The following is a 24,782-nucleotide window of genomic DNA, read 5'->3' as shown; positions in this document are numbered from 1 at the left end:
GTGGGGCGCGGGGGCCGGTGGGGTTGGCGGGGGCTAGTGGGGGCGGCTCCGGTGGGGGAGTGAGGTGATGGGAGCGGTGGCGGGAGTGGCGACCTGTGAGGACGTGGGCGGGGCGGCCGGTGCGGCGCACACCACCCCGGCCCGCCGCGCCGTCCGGGGCTCGGCGGGCCGGTCGGGACCGGTAGGGCTGGCAGGGCTGGCAGGGCTGGCAGGGCTGGCAGGACCGGCGAGACCGGCGGGAACGTTCGGGAGGGTGCGGACGGCGGCGGGGGCGGGGCGGCGCTCGGCGAGCGGGACGACGGGCGGCAGCAGCGCGTGGCACTCGCCGAGGAACACCCGGCGCACCACGCGTTCGGCCGCCCGCCCGTCGTCGTACGGGCAGAAGCGGGCCCGGAACGCGGCGCGCAGCGCGGCCGAGCGCGCACCGCACCAGGCGCCTCCGGCGAAGAGGGCGATCAGCTCGTCCTCGGTGCGCGAGACCGGGCCGGGCGGGGCGGCGGTGATGTCGAAATAGGCGCCGCGGGCGGCCCGATAGGCGTCCCAGTCGTCGGCATGGATGACGATGGGGCGGTCGAGGTTGGCGTAGTCGAACATGAGGGACGAGTAGTCGGTGAGCAGCGCGTCGGCCGCCAGGCACAGCTCCTCCACCCGGCCGTGCCCGGAGACGTCGAGCACCCGCCCGTGCCCCGAGGCGTCGGGCCCCCGCCCGGTGGGGCTTGCCACGCCCGTGGCCGGGACATGGAAGTAGTGCGTCCTGACCAGCAGGGTGAACCCGGGACCCAGCGCCCGGGCCACCCGCTCCAGATCCAGCCGTGGCACATAGCGGCGCTGGTAGTCGCGGTGGGTCGGCGCGTACAGCACGGCGACGGTACCCGCGGGGATGCCCAGCCGGGCGCGCAGACGGGCCACCTCGTCCTCGGTGGCGTGCTGGAAGACGTCGTTGCGCGGGGCGCCGTAGGGGAGCGTGGTGTAGCCGGAAGGGTAGACCCGCTCCCAGACCAGGGTGGTGTGGCGGTTGGCGGAGAGGCTGTAGTCCCAGCGGTCCACCCGCTCCATCAGCTTGCCGAAGTCCATGCCGCGGGCGGCGGCCGGGCGGTCCCGCAGATCCAGGCCCATGTGCTTGAGCGGGGTGCCGTGATGGGTCTGGAGATGGATCTGACCGGGCCGTTTGCGCATCCCCTGGGTGAAGTTGACGTTGTTGACGAGAAAGCGGGCGCGGGCCAGCGCCGTCCAGTACGCGGCCGAGCCGGGATGCAGCCGCAGCACGCCGGGCGGCAGGGTGTGCGCGTACTCGGGGGTGGTGATCCAGGCGGTGCGCACCCCCGGCGCCAGTTCACGCACCTTCGCCTCGATGGCCGCCGGATGGCAGGCGTAGCCCCGATGCCAGTACGCGGCGAAGACGGCGAGCCCGGGATCGACGGGGCGGCACCGCTGCACCCTGTAGTGCAGCCACAGCGCCGCCCGGCGGGCCCTCGCATACGCCGTACGGCCGCGGTCGGCGGCGCGGCGGCGCAGCCGGTCGGCGCCGCGCAGCAGCTCGTACGCCCGGCGGGCGCCCAGCCGCAGCAGCAGACCCCGCCACCGGGCGCGGCCGGGCGGGGCCGCCGCGCCGAGCGGCCGGTAGCGGCGGTGGTGCGCGCCCGCCCGGCGGAAGAACTCGGCCCGGGCCCGCACCGGCAGCCGCCCCGGCGCGGCGGCGATCACACCGAAGTGGTCGACCATCCGCTGGAACAGCGCCGGGCGCCAATGGGCCAGCCCGGGCCGGGCGTCGAGAAACCGGAACACCCGGTCGTACTGCTCGAACACATCGAGGTGGCGACGGCTGGTGGTGCGCAGGATCCCGCCGCGCCGCCGCTGCCGGTAGTGGACGCACACCCGGTCCAGGACGGCGATGGACTCGGCGGTGAGCAGCACCGGGAAGGTCCAGGGGGTGTCCTCGTAGAAGCCGGGCGGAAAGGCGAAGCCCTCCTTACGGACGAAGTCCCGGCGGTAGGCCTTGTTCCAGGCGACCATCAGCAGCCGCAGCAGCTCGGGCCGCTGGTCGAGCCGGAAGACCTGAAGGACGCTTTCGGGATCCCCCTGCCGGAGCAGCTCGGCCCGGACGTTCCGCACGGCCTCGCCCGTCCAGTCCACGCGCGCGTAGTCGAAGACCAGCACCTGCGGCTCGCCGGTCCGCGCCAGCCGGTCGGCGATGGCGCGCAGCGAGCCGGGGGCGAGGGTGTCATCACCGTCGAGGAAGAGCAGATAGTCGCCGGTGGCCCGGCGGATCCCGGCGTTCCGGGCCCGGCCGAGCCCCGCGTTCTCCGGCAGGTGCACGGGCCGCACCCGGGGGTCGCACGCCGCCGCCTCGTCGATGATCGCGCCGCAGGCGTCCGGCGAGTGATCGTCGACCGCGATCAGCTCGAGGTCCGTGAAGTCCTGCTCCAGCACGGACCGCAGACAGTCGTTCAGATACGGCTGGACCTCGTATGCGGGCACGATGACGCTGAACCGGGGCACGGCGCATCCCATCGGTCGACGCGGCAATGATGATTTCTCACACCATCATCTGAACGCCTGTCAGATGGGGCGGCGACGTGGCGGACCGCCCCGCAAAAGCCCCCCGTTCGGCCCAACGCCCGGCCGCTCCCGTGGGCGCGCCCGGCTCCGTGCGCCCTTCCCGGACGCGGCATTCCCGCCACCTCCTGCCCTCGGGACGCGACTGTCCCGTCGGTTGACTATTCCACCAGAGGGAACTAGTTTCCACTCAGGAAACTGGTTCGGTTGAAGCATGCGCAAGCTCCAGGAGGTACCCCATGTCCGACCGTGTGACCCCGCCCGCCGAGGCCGCCCGCGCACTGCGCGACATCGAGCGGCTCCGAGCCCAGGGCCGCGCCTCGGAGCAGGAATCCCGCTGGGTCAGCGTCGTGTTCGGCGTCACGATCTTCGCCGAGCTGGCGGCACCCGACTTCTTCGGTGACGACGTGCGCCCCTGGATCTCGCTGGCGGTCACAGCGCTGATCCTGGTGTACGCGATGATGTTGCGAACCCCTCGCGGCGGCGCCCTCCTGGGGCGGCCCACCCGCGTGCGCAGGAGCGAGATCTCCCCGCGTTTCGCGCGGCTGGCCCAGCTCACGATCGTCGCCGTCGTGCTGCTCGGCTTCGTCGGCGCACTCTTCCTGCCGGACCACCTCTTCCCGTACGCGGGGACGGTGGCGGGCGCGGTGCTCGGTGCCACCCTCATCATCTTCGGCCGCAGTCTGCAGCGGGGGCTGAACTCCCTGGCGATGCGCGGCGACGGTAAGGACGGCATGAACGGTGTCGCCGATGGATCCCGCTGACTTCGACGCCGCCCTGCTCGACCCGACACGGCTGTCGATCGTGTCGCTGCTGGTGAGTGTGGAGTGGGCCGAGTTCGGATGGGTGCGCGAGACGGTGGGAATGTCGCCCTCCGCGCTCTCCAAGCAGGCCGGCACGCTCGAGGCCCGGGGGTATGTCGAGGTGAAGAAGGGCTACGTGGGCAAGCGCCCCCGAACCTGGCTTGCCCTCACCCCGACCGGACGGGCCGCACTCGAAAGACATGTGGCGGCGCTGCACCGCGTCGTGGAGGAGTCGCAGCGGGCGGCCGCGGAGCGCCCCGACGCCTGACGGGCGTCCCGGCCGTGGCCATCGGATCAGCCATGGGTGGGCTGTTCGGCGGATGGATCGCATGCGTGCGCCGCCAAGGCGGGCTTCCGGTTCGGGCCGGGCAAGCTGTGGTTCCCGTCGGTGGCTGCCCGACCATCGGCGCGTCGGCCGGCGCGCGTGGGGCGGCCCAGGGCGACGCCCGCCAGGACCATGGCCAGCCCGCATATTTGCTGAACGGTCAGCGCCTCTCCGGCGAGCGCCGTGCCGAGCAGCACGCCCGTCACGGGGTTGAGGAGTCCGATCAGCCCCACGGTGCCCGCGGGCAGATGTCGCAGTCCGGTGAACCAGGCGGTGAAGGCCAAGGCGGTGGCCACCAGGGCGACGTAGCAGAACGCGGCGAGGACGGATGGCGAGAGCGCGGGCGGGGCGCCCTCCACGGCCGCGGCCACCGGAAGCAGGAACAGCCCTCCGGCGGTGAGCTGCCAGGCGGTCGAGGCGAGCAGGTCGGCGTTGCCGCTCCACCGCTTGGTGAGGACGTGGCCGAAGGACGACACCAGTACGGCCGTCGCCGAGGCAAGGATCCCCGGCACGCTCGCCCCTGCCCCCATGAGCAACATGAGACATACACCGGCGAGCCCGATCACCGCACCGGACAGATGCGCGGCCCGGGGCCGCTCGGCCACCAGGGGCCATGCGATGAACATCATCGTCAGCGGGGACACCGCCATGACCGTCGAGGCGACGCTCGTCGGCAGCAGTTGCGAGGCGGCGTAGACCAGGACGAAGAACACGCTCACATTGAGCAGCCCCAGCACGGCGGACCGCCACCACCACACGCCACGAGGCCGTCGCCGCCGCACGGCCAGCAGCGCGAGCCCGGCGGGCAGCGCCCGCAGAGCGGCCCCGTACAGCGGGTGGTCCGCCGGGAGGAACTCACGGGTGACGTAGTAGTTGGCCCCCCAGGCCACCGGCGCGACCGCGGTCAGCGCCACCCAACGCACGTTAGCTTCCATGGAAGGCAATATAGCTTCCCGGGAAGCTATATTGCCTTCCATGGAGGACCGACAACCGATGGACCATGTGGCCCGGATCCAGGCGGAGTGGCGCCGCGAGCGACCCGAGATCGACGTCACCCCGCAAGGAGTGATCGGCCGACTGCACCGCCTGGCCGACCGGCTCAGCGAAGAACTCCGCCTCGTCTACAGCCGCTACGGCTTGAGCGAGGGCGAGTTCGACGTGCTGTGCGCCATCCGCCGCGCGGGCGAGCCGTACGAACGCGCACCCGGCGAACTCGCCGTGCACACCATGGTCACCACCGGCGCGATGACCAAGAGAATCGATCGCCTGGAGCGCGCCGGCCTCGTCACCCGCCGCCGCTCCACCGGCGACCAACGAGGCCGGATCGTCGCCCTGACCGGCCCCGGACTGGAGCTGATCGACCGAGCCTTCGCCGACCACATGCGCAACGAACGCCGCCTACTGGATCTCCTGACGCCCACCGACGCCTCGGCACTGGAAACGCTGCTGACGACGTGGCTCTCCTCCGTGGAGCACCCCCACACGTCCGACAGCGACTGACCCACCACCCCCGGACTGCGGCCGGCGCTTCGCCCGGCCGCCCTGGACTAACGATCGGGGAGGGTGGGTGGGCGGGAGTTCTTTATCCCGGTTCTTTGGGGGAGTTCGCGGCCCGCCGGACCCCGCGTACGAGGGTCCGGCGGGCCCGGAGTGGCGACGCGGACCGGCCCCTGGCCGACTCGGGGACGGCGATGAGGGGCTGCTCGGCTTGGTTACAGGCCGACCGGGTTGAGGTAGGTGCCGGGGTGGGTGGCGCCGTCCTGCTTGAGGATCTGACCGCCGAACGGCCACTTCAGGGTGAAGTGCTCCGTCTCGTTCGGCGGGGTGACCAGGAACTTCGCCGGAACGAACTTCTCCTTGTGCGGCGTGGACTCGGCCACCGGGAGCAGGTTGACGCTGAAGTCCGTCGTGTCTCCCGGCCCCAGGACCATCTTTTCGTGCGTCTTGGAGGAGCGTGCCAGCGACCAGGTGCCGTCGGTCCCCTGGGCGCCGATCATGTCGACACCGGCGAAGCCGGACAGGGTGCAGGTGCGCGTGCTCTGGTTGGTGAACCAGATGTGCGCCTGCGTTTGTTTCTCGGTCTGTTCCATCTCCGGCCTCGCGTCCTCCCCCATGGCGAAACCGGCCTTCAGGTCGGCGGTGTGGCAGCGGGTCGGCGCGGCCTTGGCGGTGGCGGCCGAGGCCGGGATGGCCGTGGCGGCGGTGCCGGCGACGACGAGGGCCGCAAGGGCCACGGTGGTCAGCTTGTTCTTCATGAAGTTTTTGGTTCCCCTCGCATACGAATCGGCGCCCGATGTCAGTTGGCGCCTGCGCACCGGAAGATGTGCGGTGCCCGGGGGAGGTTCCGAATGTCGGAGAGCCGATTTCGGACAGTCAGGCGCCCAACTGCCGCCGCATTGCGAGGACTTACATCAGAGGCTGCGGCCGGTCGTCAGTTCATCAACGAAGGCAGTCCAGGAGGCCGCTGGGAAGACCAGCGCGGGGCTATCGGGCCGCTTGCTGTCACGGACGGGGACGACGCCGGGTATGCCGTCGGCCACCTCCACGCAGTCGCCACCCGCCTGATTGCTGTAGCTGCTCTTGCGCCACGCGGCGCCGTTCAGATCGGGACGGGACACTCGCTCCACGGTGGTTGCCCTCCATCACGGATCGGATCATGTCGAGCGACATGAGCGGGGGCAGGGATCCTGCCCGCAGCCGATCGTAGGACAGCGCGTAGTGCTTCACATCCTTTGGTTCCTCGACGAGTTGACCGAAGTCGGCTCCTTCCTTGTAGGCGACTTCGTTGCCGTCCGGCAGCGTCAGCACGGTCAGGGATCCGCCCATTGCCTCATGCCCGCCCTGGTCGAATGGCAGGACCTGCACGGTGATGTGGCGTTCAACGGCTGCCTCCAGCAATCGGTACAACTGCGCTCGCATGACCGAGTGGCTGCCGATCGGGCGCCGTAACACCGCCTCGTCCAGGACCACCCATAGCTCCGGCCGGTCCGGTGAACGGAGCCGTTCTTGCCGTCCGAGGCGAGCGGTGACCCGCTCCTCCAGCTGCTGCTCGCCGCTGAGCAGGGGGTCGAGACTCAGTACCGCCCGCGCGTAGTCCTCGGTCTGTAACAGACCGGGCACCACATGTGCCGCGTACTGCCTAATGGACACCGCCCGCTCCGAGCGCGCCATGAACGCCCGCGACCAGTCCGGGAACGCCTCCCGATAGACATACGGCCACATGTCCACGAGCAGGTTGTCCGCCTCCAGGACGGTGTCGAGCGTCCGCGCCAGCTCGAACGTCGGCTTCGCTCCCGACGCGCGCTCGATCTGGGTGATCCGGGTGCTGACCACATGCGTGCGCTCGCCCAGCTCGGCCTGGGTCAGACCGGCGGCCGTGCGGAGTCTGCGGACCCGCGAACCGAATAACGCCGCCATGGACGAGCGGGGATCAACTTCTCTGGCCAAAACATCACTTCCGTTCCTTACGACCTGAAAGGTAAGGCGTTACGGCCTTTCGAGCGTAGACCCGCACCACGATCCTTAAGCACGGAACGTCACGATGCGCACACGGTGCGAAATCGTACGGACAATCGATCGGACGGAAATGGACAACACCGTGCTGAAGACGACCACCGCGCCGGATTCCGATCCCGAACTCCGTGAGCTCACCCAGCAGTTCCCCGCCACACCGCGCGGAGCGCGCCTCGCACGGCGGCTGGCCGTGCGGCGGATGGAGGAGTGGGGCTATCCGCCTGCGTCGGACGCGTCCTGCACGGTGGCCCTGCTGGTGGCGGAGCTGGCCTCCAACGCGGTTCGGCACGGCCGGGTGCCCGGGCGGGACTTCCGTCTCCGCCTTGCCTGCGTGCCCTCGACACGCACCATCCGTATCGAGGTCTCGGATGCCCGCGAGGACCGCCTCCCGGCCGTTCCGCCGACGCTGACGGCCGATGACGAGTCGGGTCGTGGCCTGCTCCTGGTGGACTTGCTGGCCACCCGCTGGGGCACGACGCCTCGTACCCCCGTCGGTAAGACGGTGTGGGCGGAATGCGCTGCGCCGTGATCCGGAAAGGGGGCGGCCCGGCGTCCCCTTGGGAGGGGGCGCCGGGCCGCGGTGAGTCGGGTGGTGGGTGGTTACTTCACCGCGCCCGCCATCACGCCCGCCACGAACTGCCGCTGGAAGGCGAAGAAGACCGCCAGCGGGATGAGCATCGAGACGAAGGCGCCCGGGCCGAGGATGTCGATGTTGTTGCCGAACTGCCGGACCTGCTGCTGCAGGGCGACCGTGATCGGCGGGTTGCCGCTGTCCGCGAAGATCAGGGCGACCAGCATGTCGTTCCAGACCCACAGGAACTGGAAGATGCCCAGCGAGGCGATGGCCGGACCGCCCAGCGGCATCACGACGCGCAGGAACAGGCGCAGTTCGCCCGCGCCGTCCAGGCGGGCCGCCTCCAGCAGTTCGCGGGGGATTTCCGCGAAGAAGTTCCGCAGGAGGAAGATCGCGAAGGGGAGGCCGAAGGCGGTGTGGAAGAGGACCACGCCCGTGGTGGTCTGGAAGATGCCGATCTCGCCGAAGAGCTTGGCCACCGGGATCAGCGCGACCTGGACCGGGACGACCAGCAGGCCGACCACGATGAGGAACCACCAGTCGCGGCCGGGGAAGTCCATCCAGGCGAAGGCGTAACCGGCCAGGGCGCCGATCACCACGACCAGCAGGGTCGCCGGGACGGTGATCGCGAGGGTGGTCCACAGCGAGTCGGTGATCTGCTGATTGCCGAGGATCTCGTCATAGCCGCTGAAGGTGAGCTGCCCGGGGTCGGTGAAGACCTTCCACCAGCCCGAGAGGTCCACCTCGGCCGGGTCCCGCAGGGAGGACAGCAGCAGTCCGGCGGTCGGCATCAGCCACAGCAGGCCGATCAGGAGGAGGACGACCCGCATCACCCCGCCGCCGGCGCGGGCGGCGATCCGCGCGACCAGGGACTGCTTCGCCTGTACGACCGTGTCCGCGCTGGTCATCGGCGGCTCTCCCTTCGGATCCGGCGGATGTTGATGAACATGATGGGCAGCACGAGCAACAGCAGCAGCACGGCGATCGCGCTGCCGAGGCCCTGGTTGACATCGGTGCCGAAGGACGACTGGAAGAGCTGGAGCGCCAGCACATTGGCGTCGTCCTGCGAGGGGCCCGGCGCGATGATGTACACCAGGTCGAAGATCTTCATCACGTTGATCATCAGTGTGACGACGACGACCGAGAGCACCGGCGCCAGCATCGGCACCGTGATCCGCCGGAAGACCTGCCACTCGGTGGCGCCGTCCATCCGCGCGGCCTCCATCAGTTCACGCGGCACCCCCGCGAGCCCCGCCGCGATCAGCACCATCGCGAAACCGGCCCAGATCCAGACGTACGCCCCGATGATGGCCGGGGTGACGATGGACGGGCCGAGCCAGTCCACGCCGTTGTACGGCTGGGCGAAGTTCCAGGCGGGCAGCCGCAGTTGGGCGCCCTCGGCCTTGGCCGGGAGGGTGTACGTACCGTCCCCCGCCGAGGTCGTCCGGGCGACGACCTTGCCGTCCTTGACCGCCTCGATCCTGAGGTCGGCCATCGCCTTCTCGCCCTTGTCGATAGTGCCCTGCTCGCCCCCGCCGCCCCGGGTGAAGTCGAACCAGACGGTGCCGGTCACCTTCCCCGGCTCGGCCTTGGCCGCCCTGGCGTCCTGCGCGTCACTGATGTCCCCGCGCTTGGCCGCGACCAGCGGCAGCGAGGCGGGGGTGCCGGCGCGGACGGTGTCCCGGGTGGTGAACGAGCCGCCCGACGCCTCGGTCAGCCCGGCCGTGGGACGCGGATGGGCACCGGGGAACGGCGGCGACTCGCTGAAGGAGTCATGCACGCCCACCCACATGGCGTTGGCCACGCCCTTGTCCGGGTCCTGCTCGTAGACCAGCCGGAAGATGATGCCCGCCGCCAGCATCGAGATCGCCATCGGCATGAAGACGACCAGCTTGAAGGCGGTGGCCCAGCGCACCCGTTCGGTGAGCACGGCGAAGATCAGACCCAGGGCGGTGGAGACGGTGGGGGCCAGAATCAGCCAGATGATGTTGTTCTTGATCGCCGTCTTGGTGGCGTCGTCGGAGAACATCTCCTGGTAGTTGTCCAGGCCGACGAAGCCATTGCCCGAGGCGTCGAAGAAGCTCCGGTAGACGGAGTAGCCGATCGGATAGACGACGAGGGCCCCGAGCAGCACCAGGGCGGGCAGCAGGAACACCGCCGCCAGCCAGGGGCGGGTGCCCATGACGCTCTTCCTCTTTTTGGCGCTCGGTCGCTTTGCCGGTGGGGCGGACGATGCCCGGCCAGGTGTGGCCGCGCCGTCCGCTGTCGCGGTCGACATGATGTGGTTCTCCCGGTCCAGTGGTCAGTTCTTGTACGCCTTGGCGGCATCCGCTTCGAGCCGGCGCTGGATGCCTTCGACATTCCTCGGGTTCTTGAGGAAGTCCTGGAGCGCTTTCCATTCGCCCTGGGCCGGCTTGCCACCGAAGGAGGCGGGAGCCTGGTCGGACATGTCGAACCGGAAGTCATTGCCCGCCGCGATCAGCGCTTGTGCGATCTTGCGCATCGAGGCATTGGGATAGGCGCTGAACTTGACGTTTTTGTTCGCCGAGATGAACCCGCCGGACTGAGCCCAGATCGTCCCGGCGTCCGGGGAGGCAAGGAAGGTGAGCAGCGCCTGCGCCGCCTTGCTGTTCGTCAGCGCCACGCCGACGTCGCCGCCGGTCACCACCGGTGCCTTACCGCCCACCGCCGGGAACGGGAACACCTTCGCGTCCCGGTCCAGCTCCGCGCCCGCGTCGGCGACGTTGGCGGCGACGAAGTCGGCCTCGAAGACCATGCCCGCGTCCGGCTCCGCCTTGTTGCCGAACGCCTTGGTGACCGAGTCCGGGAACGCGGTCTGCAGCGCACCGCTCCGGCCGCCCGCGACCAGACCCCTGGTGCCCCACAGCTCGGCGAGCGTCTCGAGCGCCTTCTTCACCGACGGATCGGTCCACTTGATCTTGTGCTGAGCGAGCTGGTCGTACTTCTCCGCGCCCGCCTGGGAGAGATAGACGTTCTCGAACCAGTCGGTGAGCGTCCAGCCGTCCTGGCCGCCGATCGCGACCGCGTCGGTGCCGGAATCGGAGATCAACTGAGCCTGCGCCAGGAACTCCCGCCACGTCTTCGGCACCTTCGCGCCCGCGTAGTCGAACGCGGAGGTGTTGTACCAGAGCAGGGATTTATTGCTGGTCTTGAAATACACCCCGTAGGGCTTGCCCTCGTACGAGCCGAGGTCCTGCCAGCCCTTGGCGTAGTTCTTGGCCAGCTCGGCGCCGGCTTCGGCGCCCAGCGGCTTGGCCCAGCCCTTCTGGGCGAACTCGCGCATCACGCCGACCTGCCCGACCATCGCGACATCCGGCGGGGCACCGCCCGCGACCTTCGAACCGACGAAGCCCGCCATGTCGTCACCGCTGGGCACAAAGGAGACCTTGGCGCCGGTGCGTTTCTCGAACTCCTTCAGCACCTTGGTGAAGTTCTCCTGCTCGGTGCCCGTCCATACCGCGGTGACCTGGAGTTTCTGCCCCTTGAGATTCGGCAGCTTCACGGTGTTCGGCGGCGGACCGCCGCTTACCGTGTCTCCGTCGTCACCGCCGCAGCCCGCGGCGGTGAGCATGAGTGCTCCCGCCGCCAGCAGGGCCACCGCAGCTCGTGTCGAACGCTTCGCAGGAAGCGATACGTGCATCCCCGTGTTCCCTCCGATGCCGACCGCCCCCGTGCGGCCGTGTCCCGTGCGAGTAGTCCTACGCCCGGTCACCGAACGTGGCAATACTGCGTCCGGCGTTCACTCACGGATCGTGACCGGGCCGTGATGAACGATCGGCAGAGAACGGGGCAGGTGGGTCAGACGGGAGGTTGGGCAGAACGGCTCGGAAAGCCGGTCAGGAACGACGAGATCGCCTGGGAACGGTCAGGAAACGGGCAGGGCGTGGCGTGTGGCGGGCAGGGGCGGACAGCGGGCGATCGGGGGCGGTCAGATCAGCGCGGGTGCGGTGGGCGCGTCCGCGGACTGTGCGGCGCGCTGCAGCGCACTGGCGAGAAGTGCGAGGTCGGTGGGGCCGTTGCCCAGCTCGCGCAGCGGCCGGCGGGCGGGCGGATCGCCCATCCGCCGCCATTCCAGCGGCACGACGGTGGGCCGCTGCGTGGCGGTGCGCGGTATCCGTCCGGTCACCCGGCCCGCCTGAAACGGGGTGCCCCCGGCGTCCTCCGGGCGGAACAGCCGCCCACGGCCCGGGGCCGGGTCGCCGCCCGGGGCGGCTGCGGCTGCGGGGGTGGATGTGACCGAGCGTGGCGATGCGGCGGGGGCCGTATCGGGCCGCTCGGACCTCAGGGGTCGCTCGGCCTCCCCGGGGTGGGCGGGGTTCAGCGGGCGCGGGTCCAGGACGATCCGGAGTCCGGCCCGCTCGACGGCCACCGTGTCCGCCGTACGGTCCGGGCGGCCGGACGCCACGACCAGATGCACCCCGAGGCGGGCGCCGTCGCGGGCGATCGCCTCCAGGGCGCGGACGACCGAACCGGCCGCCGGGCGGCCGGGGCTGCCGAGGGCCGGGGCCACCAGCGCGTCGAAGTCGTCGACGAGCACGACGAGACGGGGGAGGAAGGGGCGGGAGCGGGTGGCTGCCGCCGCCGCGCTCGCGGTGCGCTGAGCGCGCAGATTGAGCGTGTGGAGGGTGTCGCTGGGGGGCGGGTCGATGTCGCCGGGCGGGCGGGGCGCGACGACGCGGGCGGAACCGGCGCCGGGCGCGCCAGGGGTGCCGCCCGGGTCGGCGGCGTCACCGCCACCTCCACTGCCGCCTTCGCCGTGGTGGGGCCGGGCGTGCCAGGCGGTGAAGTCCAGCCGGTCCAGCAACTCGGCGCGGCGCTTGAGCTCCGAGCTGAGCGCCTGCGCGAACTCCCGCATCCGTACCGGGTCGGTGGCCGCCAGATGCGTCGAGACATGCGGCAGATCCGTGCACACCCGCAGCCCCTCGCCCGCTCCGGCCCCGGCGCCGTCGACGAGGATGAGCTCGAGGCGGTCCGGCCGTTCGGCGGCCGCGAGCGACGCGGCGAACGAGCGCAGCAGCTCCGTCTTACCGGTGCCCGCCGTGCCGTCGATCAGCGCGTGCGGACCGTCGGCGGCCAGATCGACCGCGAGCGCGCCGCGCGGCCCGGCCCCGAGCACCGCCAGCGCCCGGCCGCCCGCCGGGACCTCGTCCGCCGCGGCCGCCCAACGGGCCAGCAGCGACGCGGGGGTGGCCCTCGCCAGGCCCAACTCGTCCAGCAGCCGCGCCGAGTCCGGCAGCGGAACGGTCGGCGGGCCGTCGGAGCCGCCGAACGCGCCGCCCTGCGCGGAGGCGGCCGGGCGCAGGGGCGCGAGCGCCCGCGCGAACCGCTCGGCCCACGCCGCCGACACCGCGTCCACGGTCACGGTCGTGGTGGCGCCGGTCGCGCCGGTGATCCCGGAGACGCCCGTGACCCCGGAGACACCAGTGGCCCCGGCGATGCCGGACGTGGCTCCGTCCCCGTTCCCATGGACGATCTGCAGCCCCGTGGCCACATCGCCGCTCAGCACGGCCGCCACCCCGGAGGCCGCGAAGGGCGCGGACGCGGCACACGCGGCCTCGTAGCTCATCGGCAGCGGGGACACGGGCGACGCGGCGGGCGCCTCGGTCAGACAGAGCAGATGGATCCCGGCCGCGGAGCCGCTCACCGCCAGCCGGGCGAGCGTGTCGTGCAGCGCGGCCGGACCGGGGGCGCCGTCCACGACCACCACGGTGCGCGGCCCGACGTGGCGCGCCGCCGCGGCCGCAGCCGCGGCGGGGGAGGCACTCGCCCAGCCGGGGCCCAGCGGCCCGTCCTCCAGCCGCCGGGTCAACTCGTCCGTACGGGCCGTGGCCTGCTCGCCGTCATACGCGAGCAGCAGGCGGCAGTCCTGGCCGCGCATCGGCTGGAGCTGGGGCAGCCAGCCGAGCCACGACCACTGAGCGAGTCGCTCCTCGCCGCTGATCAGCACGATCTCCAGTGCGGCCGGTGAGTGCAGGGCCGCCAACTGCGCCACGACGGACCGGGCGAGCCCGGCCACCCGCGCCGGCGGCCCCGCCAGCCCCAGCGAACCGCACTGCCGCAGATCGACGGTCACGGGCGCGGCGACGAGCAGCCCGCCGTCGGCCGCCAGTTGGTCGGCCGAGCCGAGACGCACGGTGAGCGCGTCCGGATGTCCTTGGGCGCGCTCCCACAACCGGGAGCCCGGCCCCAGCGCCGTCATCAACACGGTGGCCGGATCCGGCCACCGCCGCTGCAGCATCTCCGCCTCCGCGGCCGCCCGCTCCGCCGCGCCCCGCCCGTCCCCGTCCTGCCGGGCCCCGCTCCGCTCGGCCGCCTTCCCCCGGCCAACTGCCGCACCCAGGCCCCTATCCCGCGCCGCCGCGCCTGAGCCCCCGGCGCGTCCAGCGCATAGGCCCCGGCATGCGTACGATCGCCCGCCCCACGCCGCCCAGCGCCGCCGGCCCCGGAGCCCCCGGCCTGCGCCCGCCCGGCGTCGGCCGAGCGGTCGCCCGGGCCGCGTCCGCCGCGTGGCCCGCTGTCGGCGGGAGCCCCGCCCTGGCCCGCGTGGCCGGGGTCGGCCGGGCTGTGGCCGCTGCGCGGCCCGGCGCCGGGCCGGCCGCCGGGGTAGGGGCCGCGCTGTGCGGAAGCGGCCGATGGGCCGTTATACGTCGCTCCCTGGTGGCCCGCGTCGGCGGGCTGTCCGCCGGTGGCGGAGGGGCCCTGGTCGTACGGCTGCCCGCCGCGCCGGGTGGCGTCGCCGTAACCCGCGCCCGGACCCGACTGCCGCCCGGAGTCGGTGTCGCCGTCGTGGTGGCGGCTGTGGCCCGCGCCCGCGCCGCCGTATGGCGAGCCGCCGGGGCTCGCGTCGGCGGGCTGGTTGCCGGCGGACCAGGGCCGCTGGGGGCGTCGGCCGCGTCCGTCCGTGTCGCCGCGCCCTTGGCCGTATGGCTGCCCGCCGCCCGGGGCGGCGCCGTAACCCGCGTCCCCCTCGCCCTGCCGACCGCGGCCCGCGCCCGCGCCGCCGTACGGCGAGTCGCCGGGGTACGCGTCGCCGGGAGCCGCGCCGTGGCCTGTGCGGCGAGGGTCGGCCGAGCGGTCGGCCGGGCCGTGCCCGCCGCGCGGCCCCGGCCGGCCGCCGGGGTACGCACGCTCGGGGGCTTCTCCGTGCCCTTGACCGTGCGGCCGCCCGCCGCTGCCGCCCGCGCCGGGCCGGTCCTGGGCGGGCCGCTCGGGCTGCCCCGCCGGGCCGTGTCCGGCGGCTCCCGGCCGGGGGACGCGCTCGCCGCGTCGGGTGGGGGTGGTGGACGGGTCGTCGTACGGCTGGTCGGCGGTCGAGGGCCCTTGCGGGCCCCGGCCGCGTCCGCCCGTTTCGCCGTGTCCTTCGCCACGCGGCCGCTCACCCCGCCGACCGGCGCCCGCGGCGCCGTAAGGCGAGCCGCCCGGGCTCACCGAGCCGTCGCCGGTCGGCCGGCGGCCGGCCCGCCCGTCCTGATCATCGTGGCCGGACCCGCGACCGCCCGCTCCGCCCGGCGCCCCGGCGACGGCCCCCTCGCCGGGGTGCCATCCGTCGTCCCGGCGGCCCTGGCCGCCCGCCCCGCCCGGCACCCCGGCTCCCGTGCCGCGAGCTCCGGCGGCGCCCGAGCCGGGACCCCGGCCGGCGCCCGCGCCACGCGCTTCTGCGGCTCCCGTGCCGGGACCCCAGCCGTCGTCGTCCCGGCGGCCCTGGCCGCCCGCTCCGCCCGGCACCCCGGCGCCCGCTCCGCCCGGCGCCCCGGCACCCGCTCCGCCCGGCGCCCCGGCTCCCGCCCCGCCCGGCACCCCGGCGCCCGCGCCGCCAGCTCCGGCGGCGCCCGAGCCGCGTGCCCCGGTGGCTCCCGTGCCCGGGCCCCAGCTCTCCTCGCCCCCGCGGGGGTCCCGCGTCCCGGCGCCCGCGCCCTCCCCGCGCACCCCGGACGCCGAGTGAGGCTCGTCACCGGGCTGGGTGACTCGCGTCCAGCCGGTGCCCGGGTGGTGGGCCGGGGGTGTCCAGGTGCCCTCGGCGGAGTGGGTGGGGGCGGACTGGGGGGCGCCGGTCCAGGGGCCCTCCGCGTGGGTGGGGTGGTCACCGGCGGGCGTGACGCGCAGGTGGCCCTCCCCGTCCGCGTGGACCGGAAGGCGCGAGGGGGCCGAGGGGAACGCGGAATCCGCGGAGGGGACGCGCAGCCTCAGGGCGGACTCGCCGATGCGCAGCAGCGCCCCCGGCTCCAGCGGCACCGGATGGGTGCCCACGGGGACGCCGTCGGCGGCGGTGCCGTTGGTCGAGCCGAGGTCGGCGATGGTCACGCGGCCGTCCTCGGCGACGGTGACCGCGCAGTGCAGCCGGGAGACGTCGGGGTCGTCCAGCGGGACGTCCGCGTCGGCGGAGCGACCGATGCGGACCTGGCCGCCGTGGAGCAGATGGACGCCGCCCGCGTCGGGCCCCGCGACCACGTCCAGGTGGACCGTGACATCGGCCACGGCCGCCTCGGGGAGGCCGGGAAAGCCGGGGTAGTGGCCGGAGTCGGGGTCGGCCGGGGTGTGCAGGGAGAGCACCGCGCCGTCCACCAGCGGCGGCTCGCCCAGCGCACAGCGCTGCGGGTCCAGCCGCTCACCGCCCGCGTACAGCACCACCGCGCCGCCGCCACCGCTGCCGCCCCCCGCCTCGTACCCGGCCGCGGCGACCGCGTCGGCGAGCCCACTGGCCACCGAGGCGAGGGCCGTGCCGACAGGGGCGGTGACCAGGACGTCCACCGCGCCCATAAGGGCATGCGGCGCGGACGCGGGCGCAGGATGGTGGCCGGAACGGCCCGGGTGGGCGCTGCGCGGCCCGAGGACGGTCAGCCGAATCTGCATCGCCGTCAACGGTCCCTTCTGTCCGGGGGGCCGGGCAGGGGTGCCGACCCCCACCACCGCCCCCAGGCCCTTCGGCACGTACAGGTCCGTACGGGGTCGTACGGGTCACGGAGCGTGAGCCCCCAACCGCTCGGCGCTTCGTGCTGCCTGCATCCTCGCACCTGCCACCGACACTTCGCCCGCCGCCCGGCGCCACATGATCTTGATTGGTCGGCTAGTCGGCTGAAACTGGCTGATTGCGACCGGAACGGCCGCCCTTGAGACGCCCGGCGGTGCCGGGTCGAGCGGCGATCGAGCGGCCTGGGCCAACACTGGCAACCATCTGTCCGGATCACACGTCTTCCCCCGCGCCGGACCCTCGTGTGGTGATCGGATAGGGCTCACCGTGCGTCGCCATTACAGTGGTGCGGACGAGCACCACACGCAGACCGTCAAGCAGAGCAGTCCAGCAGAGCAGCAAGCAGACCATCGCAGACCACCGATGTAAGACCACGATCAGGGAGCGCATGACGTGCGGCCGGTAGGCAGCAAGTACCTGCTCGAGGAGCCGCTCGGGCGCGGAGCCACGGGCACCGTATGGCGGGCCAGCCAGCGGGAGGCGGCGGGGGCCGAGGCCGCCGTGGCCGGGCAGCCCGGCGAGACCGTCGCGATCAAGGTCCTCAAGGAGGAGCTCGCGAACGACGCGGACATCGTCATGCGCTTTCTCCGCGAGCGCTCGGTGCTGCTGCGGCTCACCCACCCCAATATCGTCCGCACCCGTGACCTGGTGGTCGAGGGTGATCTGCTGGCCCTGGTCATGGACCTGATCGACGGCCCGGATCTGCACAAATACCTGCGCAGCAACGGCCCGTTCACCCCCGTCGCCGCATCCCTGCTCACCGCCCAGATCGCGGACGCGCTCGCCGCCAGCCACGCCGACGGCGTCGTGCACCGCGACCTCAAGCCCGCCAACGTGCTGCTCGCGGGCACCGGTGAGGGCCAGGAGATGCACCCGATGCTGACCGACTTCGGCATCGCGCGCCTCGCCGACTCGCCCGGCCTCACCCGCACCCAGGAGTTCGTCGGCACCCCCGCCTATGTGGCGCCGGAGTCCGCCGAGGGCCGTCCGCAGACCTCCGCGGTGGACATCTACGGCGCGGGCATCATGCTCTACGAGCTGGTCACCGGCCGTCCGCCGTTCGCCGGCAACACCGCCCTCGAGGTCCTCCACCGCCACCTCAGCGAGGAGCCGCGCCGCCCCTCGACCGTGCCCGAGCCGCTGTGGACCGTCATAGAGCGCTGTCTGCGCAAGCGGCCCGAGGAGCGCCCCAGCGCCGAGAGCCTGGCCCGTGCGCTGCGCGTGGTCGCCGCCGGTGTCGGGGTGCACGCCTCCGCCGCGCAGGCCGAGGCGGCGCTCGGCGTCGCCGCGCTGCTCGCCCCGGACCCGGCGCCCGCGCCGGTCCCGGACACCGCGCCCGCGGACTCGGCCGACCCGACCCAGGTGCTCCCGAACGCACCGGGGGGCACCCCCTCGTACGACCCGGCCGCGGCCACCAATGTGATGCCGACCACCGGGGCGAACGCCGGGGGCAATGCCGACCCCACCCAGGTGCTGCCGAGCGGCTCGGGACCGGCCGGAGGCGCCGATCCGACGCGCGCCATGCCGCCCGTGCCGCCGGGCCAGGACGATCCGCACCCCTGGCAGAACCAGCTGCGCGCGGCCCGCGACCGCAATGAGCAGACCCAGGTCCAGTACCTCGACCCGAGCCAGGACCCGCTGCGCCGCCGCCCGCACCGCGCCGCGCCCCAGCAGCCGTATCAGCAGCAGCAATACCAGCAGCCGCAGCAGTATCAGCAGCCCCAGCAGCCGCCCCAGCGCCGGCGGGGCCGCCAGGAGCCGCCGCCGTACGCCCAGCAGCAGCCGCAGCAGTACGCCCCGGCGCCGCACCACCCCCAGCAGCCCCAGCCGCAGCGCTACGCCCCGCCGCCGCAGCAGCCGGAGCCGCGCGGGGAGCCCCGGCAGCGCGGTTCCAGCCCCAACCGGATGAAGATCCCGGGTCTGGGGTGCCTCAAGGGCTGTCTGTTCGTGATCGTGGTCCTGATCATCGGCTCCTGGCTGGTCTGGGAGCTGACCCCGCTCAAGGACTGGATCGCCGAGGGGCAGAGCTACTGGGACGCGGTCACCGGCTGGGCCAAGGACGTCCAGAAGTGGATCGAGGATCTCGGCGGTCCCAGCAGCTGATCCGCCCCCGGTCCCGGGCCGACTCTCGGCCCGATCCTCGCCTCCCCACCTCCGACTCCGGTGATTTGTCGACATCCGAAGGGTGTTTTCCGCCGCAGAAGTGACAGTTGGCGTTGTCTGGTGCACCCAACGCGCCAGTAGCCGCGTAGCTTTGTCGCCAACGTGCCCCCCTTGTCGGAGGATTCGGAGCAGTCTTGTCACGGAAGATCGGCAGTCGGTACACCGCGCACCAGCTCCTGGGGCGCGGCAGCGCCGGCACGGTGTGGCTGGGCGAGGGACCCGAGGGCCCCGTCGCCATCAAGCTCCTGCGTGAGGACCTCTCCTCCGACCAGGAGCTCGTGGAGCGCTTCGTCCAGGAGCGCACCGTACTGCTCGGCCTCGACCACCCCCGGGTGGTCGGGGTGCGTGACCTGGTGGTCGACGGCAATGACCTCGCGCTGGTCATGGACCTGATCCGCGGTACGGATCTGCGCACCCGCCTCGACCGCGAGCGCCGGCTCGCGCCCGAGGCCGCCGTGGCGATCGCGGTGGACGTCGCCGACGCGCTGTCCGCCGCGCACGCCGCCGGGGTCGTCCACCGCGACGTCAAGCCGGAGAACGTACTGCTGGACATGGGGGGCCCGCTCGGCCCCGGCGGTGCGCACCCCGCCCTGCTCACCGACTTCGGCATCGCCCGCCTGGTGGACGAGCCGACCCCGATCCGCGCCCAGCCGGCCCGCGACCGGGCCTCCTCCCAGGGCCGCTCGCCGAACCCGCGCAGCGTGATCGGCACCCCGGACTATCTGGCCCCCGAGATCGTCGAGGGGCTGCCGCCCCGGGCCAGCGTGGATGTGTACGCCCTCGCGACGGTCCTCTACGAGATGCTGGCCGGCTTCACGCCCTTCGGCGGCGGCCATCCGGGCGCGATCCTGCGCCGCCATGTGACCGAGACCGTGGCGCCGCTGCCCGGGATCCCCGACGAGCTGTGGCAGCTCCTCCTCCAGTGCCTGGCCAAGGCGCCGGCCTCCCGGCTGCGTGCCTCCGAGCTGGCCACCCGGCTGCGTGAGCTGCTGCCCAGCCTGGCCGGATATCCGCCGCTGGACATCGACGAGCCCGATGAGCAGCAGGAGGGCGAGCGGCGGGAGGGCGCGGAGGCGGCGACCCCGCACCGCGGCGTCTCGGTGCCCGCCGGGCCCGGCTCCGGCCCAGTACACACGACCTCGCGGCGGCGCGGCGCGGTGCCCCTGGTCCCCGGCGCGGTGCCGGACTCCAGCCGCGAGACCCACACCAGCATGCGCGTGCCCAGCGCGGACGAGCTCGCGGGCGGCGCCCACGGCACCGCCCGCGCCCCCCGGGTGCACGGCCAGCGCCGGGCGGGCTCGGCCCGTAACCCCGCGGTCGCGGGCGCGCTGCGCCGCCGCAGGCTCAAGGTGGCCGCGATCACGCTGGCCGCCCTGGTCGCGGTGGGGCTCGGCGGCTGGCTGGTGGCGGGCGGCGACGACGGCGGCGATCCGCCCAAGGGCGGCGAGCACTCCGCCTCCCAGGACCCCGGTACGCCATGACCGGGGACGGTCAGTCTTCGGTAGCGGTTACGCTGGTCCCGTGGCAGTCGTCGATGTATCCGAAGAGCTGAAGTCCCTCTCCTCGACCATGGGGTCGATCGAGGCCGTCCTGGACCTCGACAAGATGAGGGCCGACATCGCCGTGCTCGAGGAGCAGGCGGCGGCCCCGTCCCTGTGGGACGACCCGGAGAACGCGCAGAAGGTCACCAGCAAGCTCTCCTATCTCCAGGGGCACCTGCGCCGGGCCGAGGAGCTGCGCGGCCGGATCGACGATCTCGAGGTGCTGTTCGAGCTCGCCGCCGACGAGGGCGACGCGGACGCCCGCGCCGAGGCCGAGGCCGAGCTGGAGGCCGTGCGCAAGGCGGTCGACGAGATGGAGGTGCGCACCCTCCTGTCCGGCGAGTACGACTCCCGTGAGGCGGTCGTGAACATCCGCGCCGAGGCGGGCGGGGTGGACGCCGCCGACTTCGCCGAGCAGCTCCAGCGGATGTATCTGCGCTGGGCCGAGCGTCACGGCTACAAGACCGAGATCTACGAGACGTCGTACGCGGAGGAGGCCGGCATCAAGTCGACCACCTTCGCCGTGCAGATCCCGTACGCCTACGGGACGCTCTCGGTCGAGCAGGGCACCCACCGCCTGGTGCGGATCTCGCCGTTCGACAACCAGGGCCGCCGCCAGACCTCCTTCGCGGGCGTCGAGGTGCTGCCGGTCGTCGAGCAGACCGACCACATCGAGATCGACGAGTCCGAGCTGCGGGTGGATGTCTACCGCTCCTCGGGCCCCGGCGGCCAGGGCGTCAACACCACCGACTCCGCGGTGCGGTTGACCCACATCCCCACCGGCATCGTCGTCTCCTGTCAGAACGAGCGCTCGCAGATCCAGAACAAGGCGACCGCGATGAACGTCCTCCAGGCCAAGCTGCTCGAGCGGCGCCGCCAGGAGGAGCAGGCCAAGATGGACGCGCTCAAGGGCGACGGCGGCAATTCCTGGGGCAACCAGATGCGTTCGTACGTCCTGCACCCGTACCAGATGGTCAAGGACCTGCGCACCGAGTTCGAGGTCGGCAATCCGCAGGCGGTGCTCGACGGTGAGCTCGACGGCTTCCTGGAGGCCGGGATCCGCTGGCGCAAGCAGCAGGAGCAGGGGAAGTAACCTTCCCGCTCCGCCCCCAACGGGCCCCGTACACCGCGGTTTTGGTCACAGTCCTGTACCCATGCATGCCGCATCCACTTCCATAGCGGACATCTCGCATGCAATGGCCTTGACGATGATCTGAAAACTGGGAAGGCTGACGCGCGGCATGCGTATGACTGGGGCGCGTGTGAACGGGGGCCGGCGGACCGCCTCAGAGGGATGGGGACCGCGGAGAATGCGACACCCCGAGCCGTTGCCCCGTGCATAGCTGCTCCATTCACGAGTACAGCTACTGGGGGTAGCAGGCAGATGACGAAAAAGACGCGGCTGCGCGTTGCGCGCATAGCTGCCGGTGCGGTGATCGCCGCCGGCGCATCGCTCACCGCCGCCGGCGCCGCATCGGCCGTTGGTGTGGATGTCGGTATCGGCGGTGTGAACGTTTCCGCCAACGCGGACGAGAAGGGCCTGGACGTCGGTGTCGGCATCGGCAACGGCCACGGCAAGCCGACCGACGAGCCGACCGACGAGCCGACCTCGATCCCGACGGGCGAGCCGACCGACGAGCCGACCGACCCGCCCACGGACGAGCCGACCGACCCGCCCACCGACGACCCGACTCAGCCGCCGACCGGTGAGCCGACGGACGAGCCGACGGATGAGCCCACTCAGCCGCCGACGGATGAGCCCACCGACGAGCCGACCGCCGATCCGAGCTCGCCCGGCCAGGGTGGCGGCAGCGGTGGTGGCGACGAGAGCACCTGCACGGTGGACCTCGACAGCACCAACTGCGACGACAACACCGGCACCGACAACGTCGGCTCCAAGCCGGTGGAGCAGGGCAAGGCCAAGGAGCAGCTGGCCGAGACCGGTTCCTCCGAGACCACGTTCCTGCTGGTCGGCGCCGCGACGATGATCGCCGGCGGTATCGGCTTCCGCTTTGTGCCGCGTCTGGTGAACCGCAACAACGTGGCCTGATCGCGGGCTCTGCGCACAGCAAGGGGCCCGGAGCTCTCCAGAGCTCCGGGCCCCTTGTGCGTTCAGAGGGTGTGTCACACCCGGCGTATAGTCTGCGTAACGCTCGGTTACGCGGTCGCCATCTCATGCGCGAGCACGGCCACCGCGATGAGCGCCACCAGCAGCGCTATCAACGCGGCCGGCGTCAGCCCACCGAAGATGCCGTCCTGCTGCAGGCGCTCCCTGCTGGCCCGGCAGACCGGGCAGCGGCCCTCGCTGACGGGGCTCGCGCAGTTGGCGCAGACGAGCCTGTCGTACGTCATGCGCTTTCTCCTCCCGCGCGGCGGTGCCGCAGTAGACACGGGACCAACGCCCAGCGAAATGGGTTTGTTCCCCTTCCACTGTGCCAGCTTCCGTCCGGTTCGGCGCGCCCCGCACGATTCCGTGCCGCATCCGTACCGGTTTCGTGGCCGTTTCAGCCGCCACGACAGGCGGTTTGTCAACCGTTTGACCCCAATAGTGCAGTGAAGAAACCCACCCACGCCGGACGGTGGACTGCGCGCCCATGCGCGCTTCGCGTATGGTCACGCTCACCGACGGGAGCCGCTTCGGCTGCAGCCCGTACCGCTACCCAGGTCACCGTGGTGCTCCAGTGATCCGATTCGACAACGTATCCAAGACATACCCCAAGCAGAACCGTCCCGCACTCCGGGATGTCTCGCTCGAGATCGAGAAGGGCGAGTTCGTCTTCCTCGTGGGCTCCTCGGGGTCGGGGAAGTCCACTTTCCTCCGGTTGCTCCTCCGCGAGGAGCGCGCCAGCCATGGCGCGGTCCATGTGCTGGGCAAGGATCTCGCGCGGCTGTCCAACTGGAAGGTGCCGCAGATGCGCCGCCAGTTGGGGACCGTCTTCCAGGATTTCCGGCTGCTCCCCAACAAGACGGTCGGGGAGAATGTCGCCTTCGCGCTCGAGGTGATCGGCAAGCCGCGCACCGCCATTCGGAAAACCGTCCCCGAGGTGCTCGATCTGGTGGGACTGGGCGGTAAAGACGACCGTATGCCCGGCGAGCTCTCCGGTGGTGAACAGCAGCGGGTGGCCATCGCCCGCGCGTTCGTCAACCGTCCGATGCTGCTGATCGCCGACGAGCCGACGGGAAACCTGGACCCGCAGACGTCCGTCGGCATCATGAAGCTGCTGGACCGGATCAACCGGACCGGCACCACTGTCGTCATGGCGACACACGACCAGCAGATCGTGGACCAGATGCGCAAGCGCGTGATCGAACTTGAGAAGGGCCGCCTCGTCCGCGACCAGTCCCGCGGCGTCTACGGCTACCAGCACTGAAAGGACGCCATGCGCGCCCAGTTCGTCCTGTCGGAGATCGGCGTCGGTCTCCGCCGGAATCTCACGATGACCTTCGCGGTCATCGTCTCCGTCGCCCTCTCGCTCGCCCTGTTCGGCGGGTCCCTGCTCATGCGCGAGCAGGTGAGCACGATGAAGGGCTACTGGTACGACAAGGTCAACGTCTCGATCTTCCTCTGCAATAAGAACGACAAGGAGACCTCGGCCAACTGCGCCAAGGGTGCGGTCACCGAGGCCCAGAAGCAGGAGATCGAGTCCGAGCTCAAGCAGATGAACATCGTCGAGTCGGTGCACTTCGAGACCAGTGAGGAGGCGTACAAGCACTACAAGGAGCAGTTCGGCGACTCGCCGCTGGCCGATTCCCTGACTCCGGACCAGATGCAGGAGTCCTTCCGTATCAAGCTGAAGGACCCCGAGCGCTATGACGTCATCTCCACGGCCTTCGCCGCCCGCCCCGGGGTGCAGGAGGTCCAGGATCAAAAGGCCCTGGTCGACGACCTGTTCAATCTGCTCAACGGCATGAACTTCGCGGCGCTCGGCGTGATGACGCTGATGCTGATCGTCGCGTTGATGCTGATCGTCAACACGGTGCGGGTGTCGGCGTTCAGCCGCCGCCGGGAGACCGGGATCATGCGATTGGTCGGCGCGTCCAGCTTCTATATCCAGATGCCGTTCATCATGGAGGCCGCCATCGCGGGGCTGTTGGGCGCGGGCTTCGCCTGTGTACTGCTGGTGAGCGGGCAGTACTTCCTGGTCAACAACTGGCTGGTGGACAAGATCGATGTGATCAACTTCATCGGCTGGGACGCGGTGCTCGCCAAGCTGCCGCTGGTGCTCGCGATTGGCCTGCTCATGCCCGCGCTCGCGGCGTTCTTCGCGTTGCGCAAGTACCTCAAGGTGTGACATTCGCCTACGGCGCCGTACCGGAC

General features: G+C 72.0%; 21 protein-coding genes. 10 read left to right on the top strand and 11 right to left on the bottom strand.

Annotated elements, in window-relative coordinates:
- Positions 1-33: 33 nt before the first annotated feature.
- The gene (locus tag BLV72_RS12655; protein WP_244320741.1) at positions 34-2,499 is read right to left on the bottom strand and encodes a bifunctional glycosyltransferase/CDP-glycerol:glycerophosphate glycerophosphotransferase; all 2,466 of its coding nucleotides are present in this window, start codon (positions 2,497-2,499) and stop codon (positions 34-36) included.
- 296 nt (positions 2,500-2,795) lie between these two features.
- Here BLV72_RS12655 and BLV72_RS12650 point away from each other — a divergent pair, with 296 nt between their 5' ends.
- Positions 2,796-3,320 carry a hypothetical protein gene (locus BLV72_RS12650; RefSeq protein ID WP_093462275.1) on the top strand — a complete coding sequence of 175 codons (525 nt, stop codon included), beginning with the start codon at positions 2,796-2,798 and terminating at the stop codon, positions 3,318-3,320.
- The gene (locus BLV72_RS12645; protein ID WP_093462273.1) at positions 3,307-3,627 is read left to right on the top strand and encodes a winged helix-turn-helix domain-containing protein; all 321 of its coding nucleotides are present in this window, start codon (positions 3,307-3,309) and stop codon (positions 3,625-3,627) included. The genes BLV72_RS12650 and BLV72_RS12645 overlap by 14 nt, the downstream gene beginning before the upstream one ends.
- A 26-nt stretch (positions 3,628-3,653) precedes the next feature.
- On the opposite strand, the gene BLV72_RS12640 is transcribed toward BLV72_RS12645, so the two are convergent.
- Positions 3,654-4,619, bottom strand: a complete 966-nt coding sequence (locus tag BLV72_RS12640) for a DMT family transporter (protein WP_167746344.1) — start codon at positions 4,617-4,619, stop codon at positions 3,654-3,656.
- A gap of 40 nt (positions 4,620-4,659) precedes the next feature.
- On the opposite strand from BLV72_RS12640, the gene BLV72_RS12635 reads away from it, so the two are divergent.
- Positions 4,660-5,184 carry a MarR family winged helix-turn-helix transcriptional regulator gene (locus BLV72_RS12635; RefSeq protein WP_093462270.1) on the top strand — a complete coding sequence of 175 codons (525 nt, stop codon included), beginning with the start codon at positions 4,660-4,662 and terminating at the stop codon, positions 5,182-5,184.
- Between the two features lie 212 nt (positions 5,185-5,396).
- Here the strand turns inward: BLV72_RS12635 and BLV72_RS12630 are convergent, their stop codons facing one another.
- The 3 genes from BLV72_RS12630 to BLV72_RS12620 form a co-directional block, all read right to left on the bottom strand.
- On the bottom strand, positions 5,397-5,939 hold the full coding sequence (locus BLV72_RS12630) for a DUF4232 domain-containing protein (protein ID WP_093462269.1): 543 nt from the start codon (positions 5,937-5,939) through the stop codon (positions 5,397-5,399).
- 156 nt (positions 5,940-6,095) lie between these two features.
- Complete coding sequence (locus tag BLV72_RS49765) at positions 6,096-6,224, bottom strand: DUF397 domain-containing protein (protein WP_244321399.1); 129 nt, start codon at positions 6,222-6,224, stop codon at positions 6,096-6,098.
- Complete coding sequence (locus tag BLV72_RS12620; protein ID WP_093462265.1) at positions 6,187-7,101, bottom strand: helix-turn-helix domain-containing protein; 915 nt, start codon at positions 7,099-7,101, stop codon at positions 6,187-6,189. The genes BLV72_RS49765 and BLV72_RS12620 overlap by 38 nt, the downstream gene beginning before the upstream one ends.
- A 169-nt stretch (positions 7,102-7,270) precedes the next feature.
- Between BLV72_RS12620 and BLV72_RS12615 the strand changes: the two genes are divergently transcribed.
- Positions 7,271-7,726, top strand: coding sequence for an ATP-binding protein (locus tag BLV72_RS12615; RefSeq protein WP_093462263.1), 456 nt, complete (start codon positions 7,271-7,273; stop codon positions 7,724-7,726).
- Between the two features lie 71 nt (positions 7,727-7,797).
- On the opposite strand, the gene BLV72_RS12610 is transcribed toward BLV72_RS12615, so the two are convergent.
- The 5 genes from BLV72_RS12610 to BLV72_RS52000 all read right to left on the bottom strand — a co-directional run bounded on the left by BLV72_RS12610 (position 7,798) and on the right by BLV72_RS52000 (position 16,642).
- Positions 7,798-8,679: a carbohydrate ABC transporter permease gene (locus tag BLV72_RS12610; RefSeq protein ID WP_059144547.1), complete on the bottom strand. Its 882-nt coding sequence runs from the start codon at positions 8,677-8,679 to the stop codon at positions 7,798-7,800.
- Complete coding sequence (locus tag BLV72_RS12605; protein WP_093462261.1) at positions 8,676-10,049, bottom strand: carbohydrate ABC transporter permease; 1,374 nt, start codon at positions 10,047-10,049, stop codon at positions 8,676-8,678. Before BLV72_RS12605 ends, BLV72_RS12610 begins: the two co-directional genes overlap by 4 nt.
- Positions 10,050-10,073: 24 nt before the next feature.
- Entirely contained in the window at positions 10,074-11,432 is a 1,359-nt protein-coding gene (locus BLV72_RS12600) for an ABC transporter substrate-binding protein (protein WP_093462259.1), read from the bottom strand.
- Between the two features lie 288 nt (positions 11,433-11,720).
- A complete protein-coding gene (locus BLV72_RS12595) occupies positions 11,721-14,030 on the bottom strand; it encodes an FtsK/SpoIIIE domain-containing protein (RefSeq protein ID WP_425288371.1) in 2,310 nt (769 codons plus the stop codon).
- Positions 13,991-16,642: an FHA domain-containing protein gene (locus BLV72_RS52000; protein WP_425288370.1), complete on the bottom strand. Its 2,652-nt coding sequence runs from the start codon at positions 16,640-16,642 to the stop codon at positions 13,991-13,993. Before BLV72_RS52000 ends, BLV72_RS12595 begins: the two co-directional genes overlap by 40 nt.
- Before the next feature lie 511 nt (positions 16,643-17,153).
- Between BLV72_RS52000 and BLV72_RS12585 the strand changes: the two genes are divergently transcribed.
- The 4 genes from BLV72_RS12585 (at position 17,154) to BLV72_RS12570 (ending at position 22,514) form a co-directional block, all read left to right on the top strand.
- Positions 17,154-18,863 (top strand): serine/threonine-protein kinase, encoded by a 1,710-nt coding sequence (locus BLV72_RS12585; RefSeq protein WP_093462258.1) that lies wholly within the window; start codon positions 17,154-17,156, stop codon positions 18,861-18,863.
- A 194-nt stretch (positions 18,864-19,057) separates the two neighbouring features.
- On the top strand, positions 19,058-20,404 hold the full coding sequence (locus BLV72_RS12580; RefSeq protein ID WP_093462256.1) for a serine/threonine-protein kinase: 1,347 nt from the start codon (positions 19,058-19,060) through the stop codon (positions 20,402-20,404).
- 40 nt (positions 20,405-20,444) lie between these two features.
- Positions 20,445-21,557 (top strand): peptide chain release factor 2, encoded by a 1,113-nt coding sequence (gene prfB / locus BLV72_RS12575; protein WP_093462255.1) that lies wholly within the window; start codon positions 20,445-20,447, stop codon positions 21,555-21,557.
- A 291-nt stretch (positions 21,558-21,848) separates the two neighbouring features.
- The gene (locus BLV72_RS12570; protein WP_093462253.1) at positions 21,849-22,514 is read left to right on the top strand and encodes a PT domain-containing protein; all 666 of its coding nucleotides are present in this window, start codon (positions 21,849-21,851) and stop codon (positions 22,512-22,514) included.
- Positions 22,515-22,621: 107 nt separating this feature from the next.
- Here BLV72_RS12570 and BLV72_RS12565 read toward each other — a convergent pair whose 3' ends face one another.
- Entirely contained in the window at positions 22,622-22,816 is a 195-nt protein-coding gene (locus BLV72_RS12565; protein ID WP_059144539.1) for a hypothetical protein, read from the bottom strand.
- A gap of 329 nt (positions 22,817-23,145) precedes the next feature.
- Here BLV72_RS12565 and ftsE point away from each other — a divergent pair, with 329 nt between their 5' ends.
- Positions 23,146-23,835, top strand: coding sequence for a cell division ATP-binding protein FtsE (ftsE, locus tag BLV72_RS12560; protein WP_078641768.1), 690 nt, complete (start codon positions 23,146-23,148; stop codon positions 23,833-23,835).
- Between the two features lie 9 nt (positions 23,836-23,844).
- Complete coding sequence (ftsX, locus tag BLV72_RS12555; RefSeq protein WP_020870885.1) at positions 23,845-24,756, top strand: permease-like cell division protein FtsX; 912 nt, start codon at positions 23,845-23,847, stop codon at positions 24,754-24,756.
- The last annotated feature ends 26 nt before the right edge of the window (positions 24,757-24,782 follow it).

This window comes from Streptomyces melanosporofaciens, assembly GCF_900105695.1.
GTDB classification, from domain to species: domain Bacteria; phylum Actinomycetota; class Actinomycetes; order Streptomycetales; family Streptomycetaceae; genus Streptomyces; species Streptomyces antimycoticus.
Note: the sequence above shows the minus strand (reverse complement) of the source record. Positions and strands in the feature narration are given on the sequence as shown.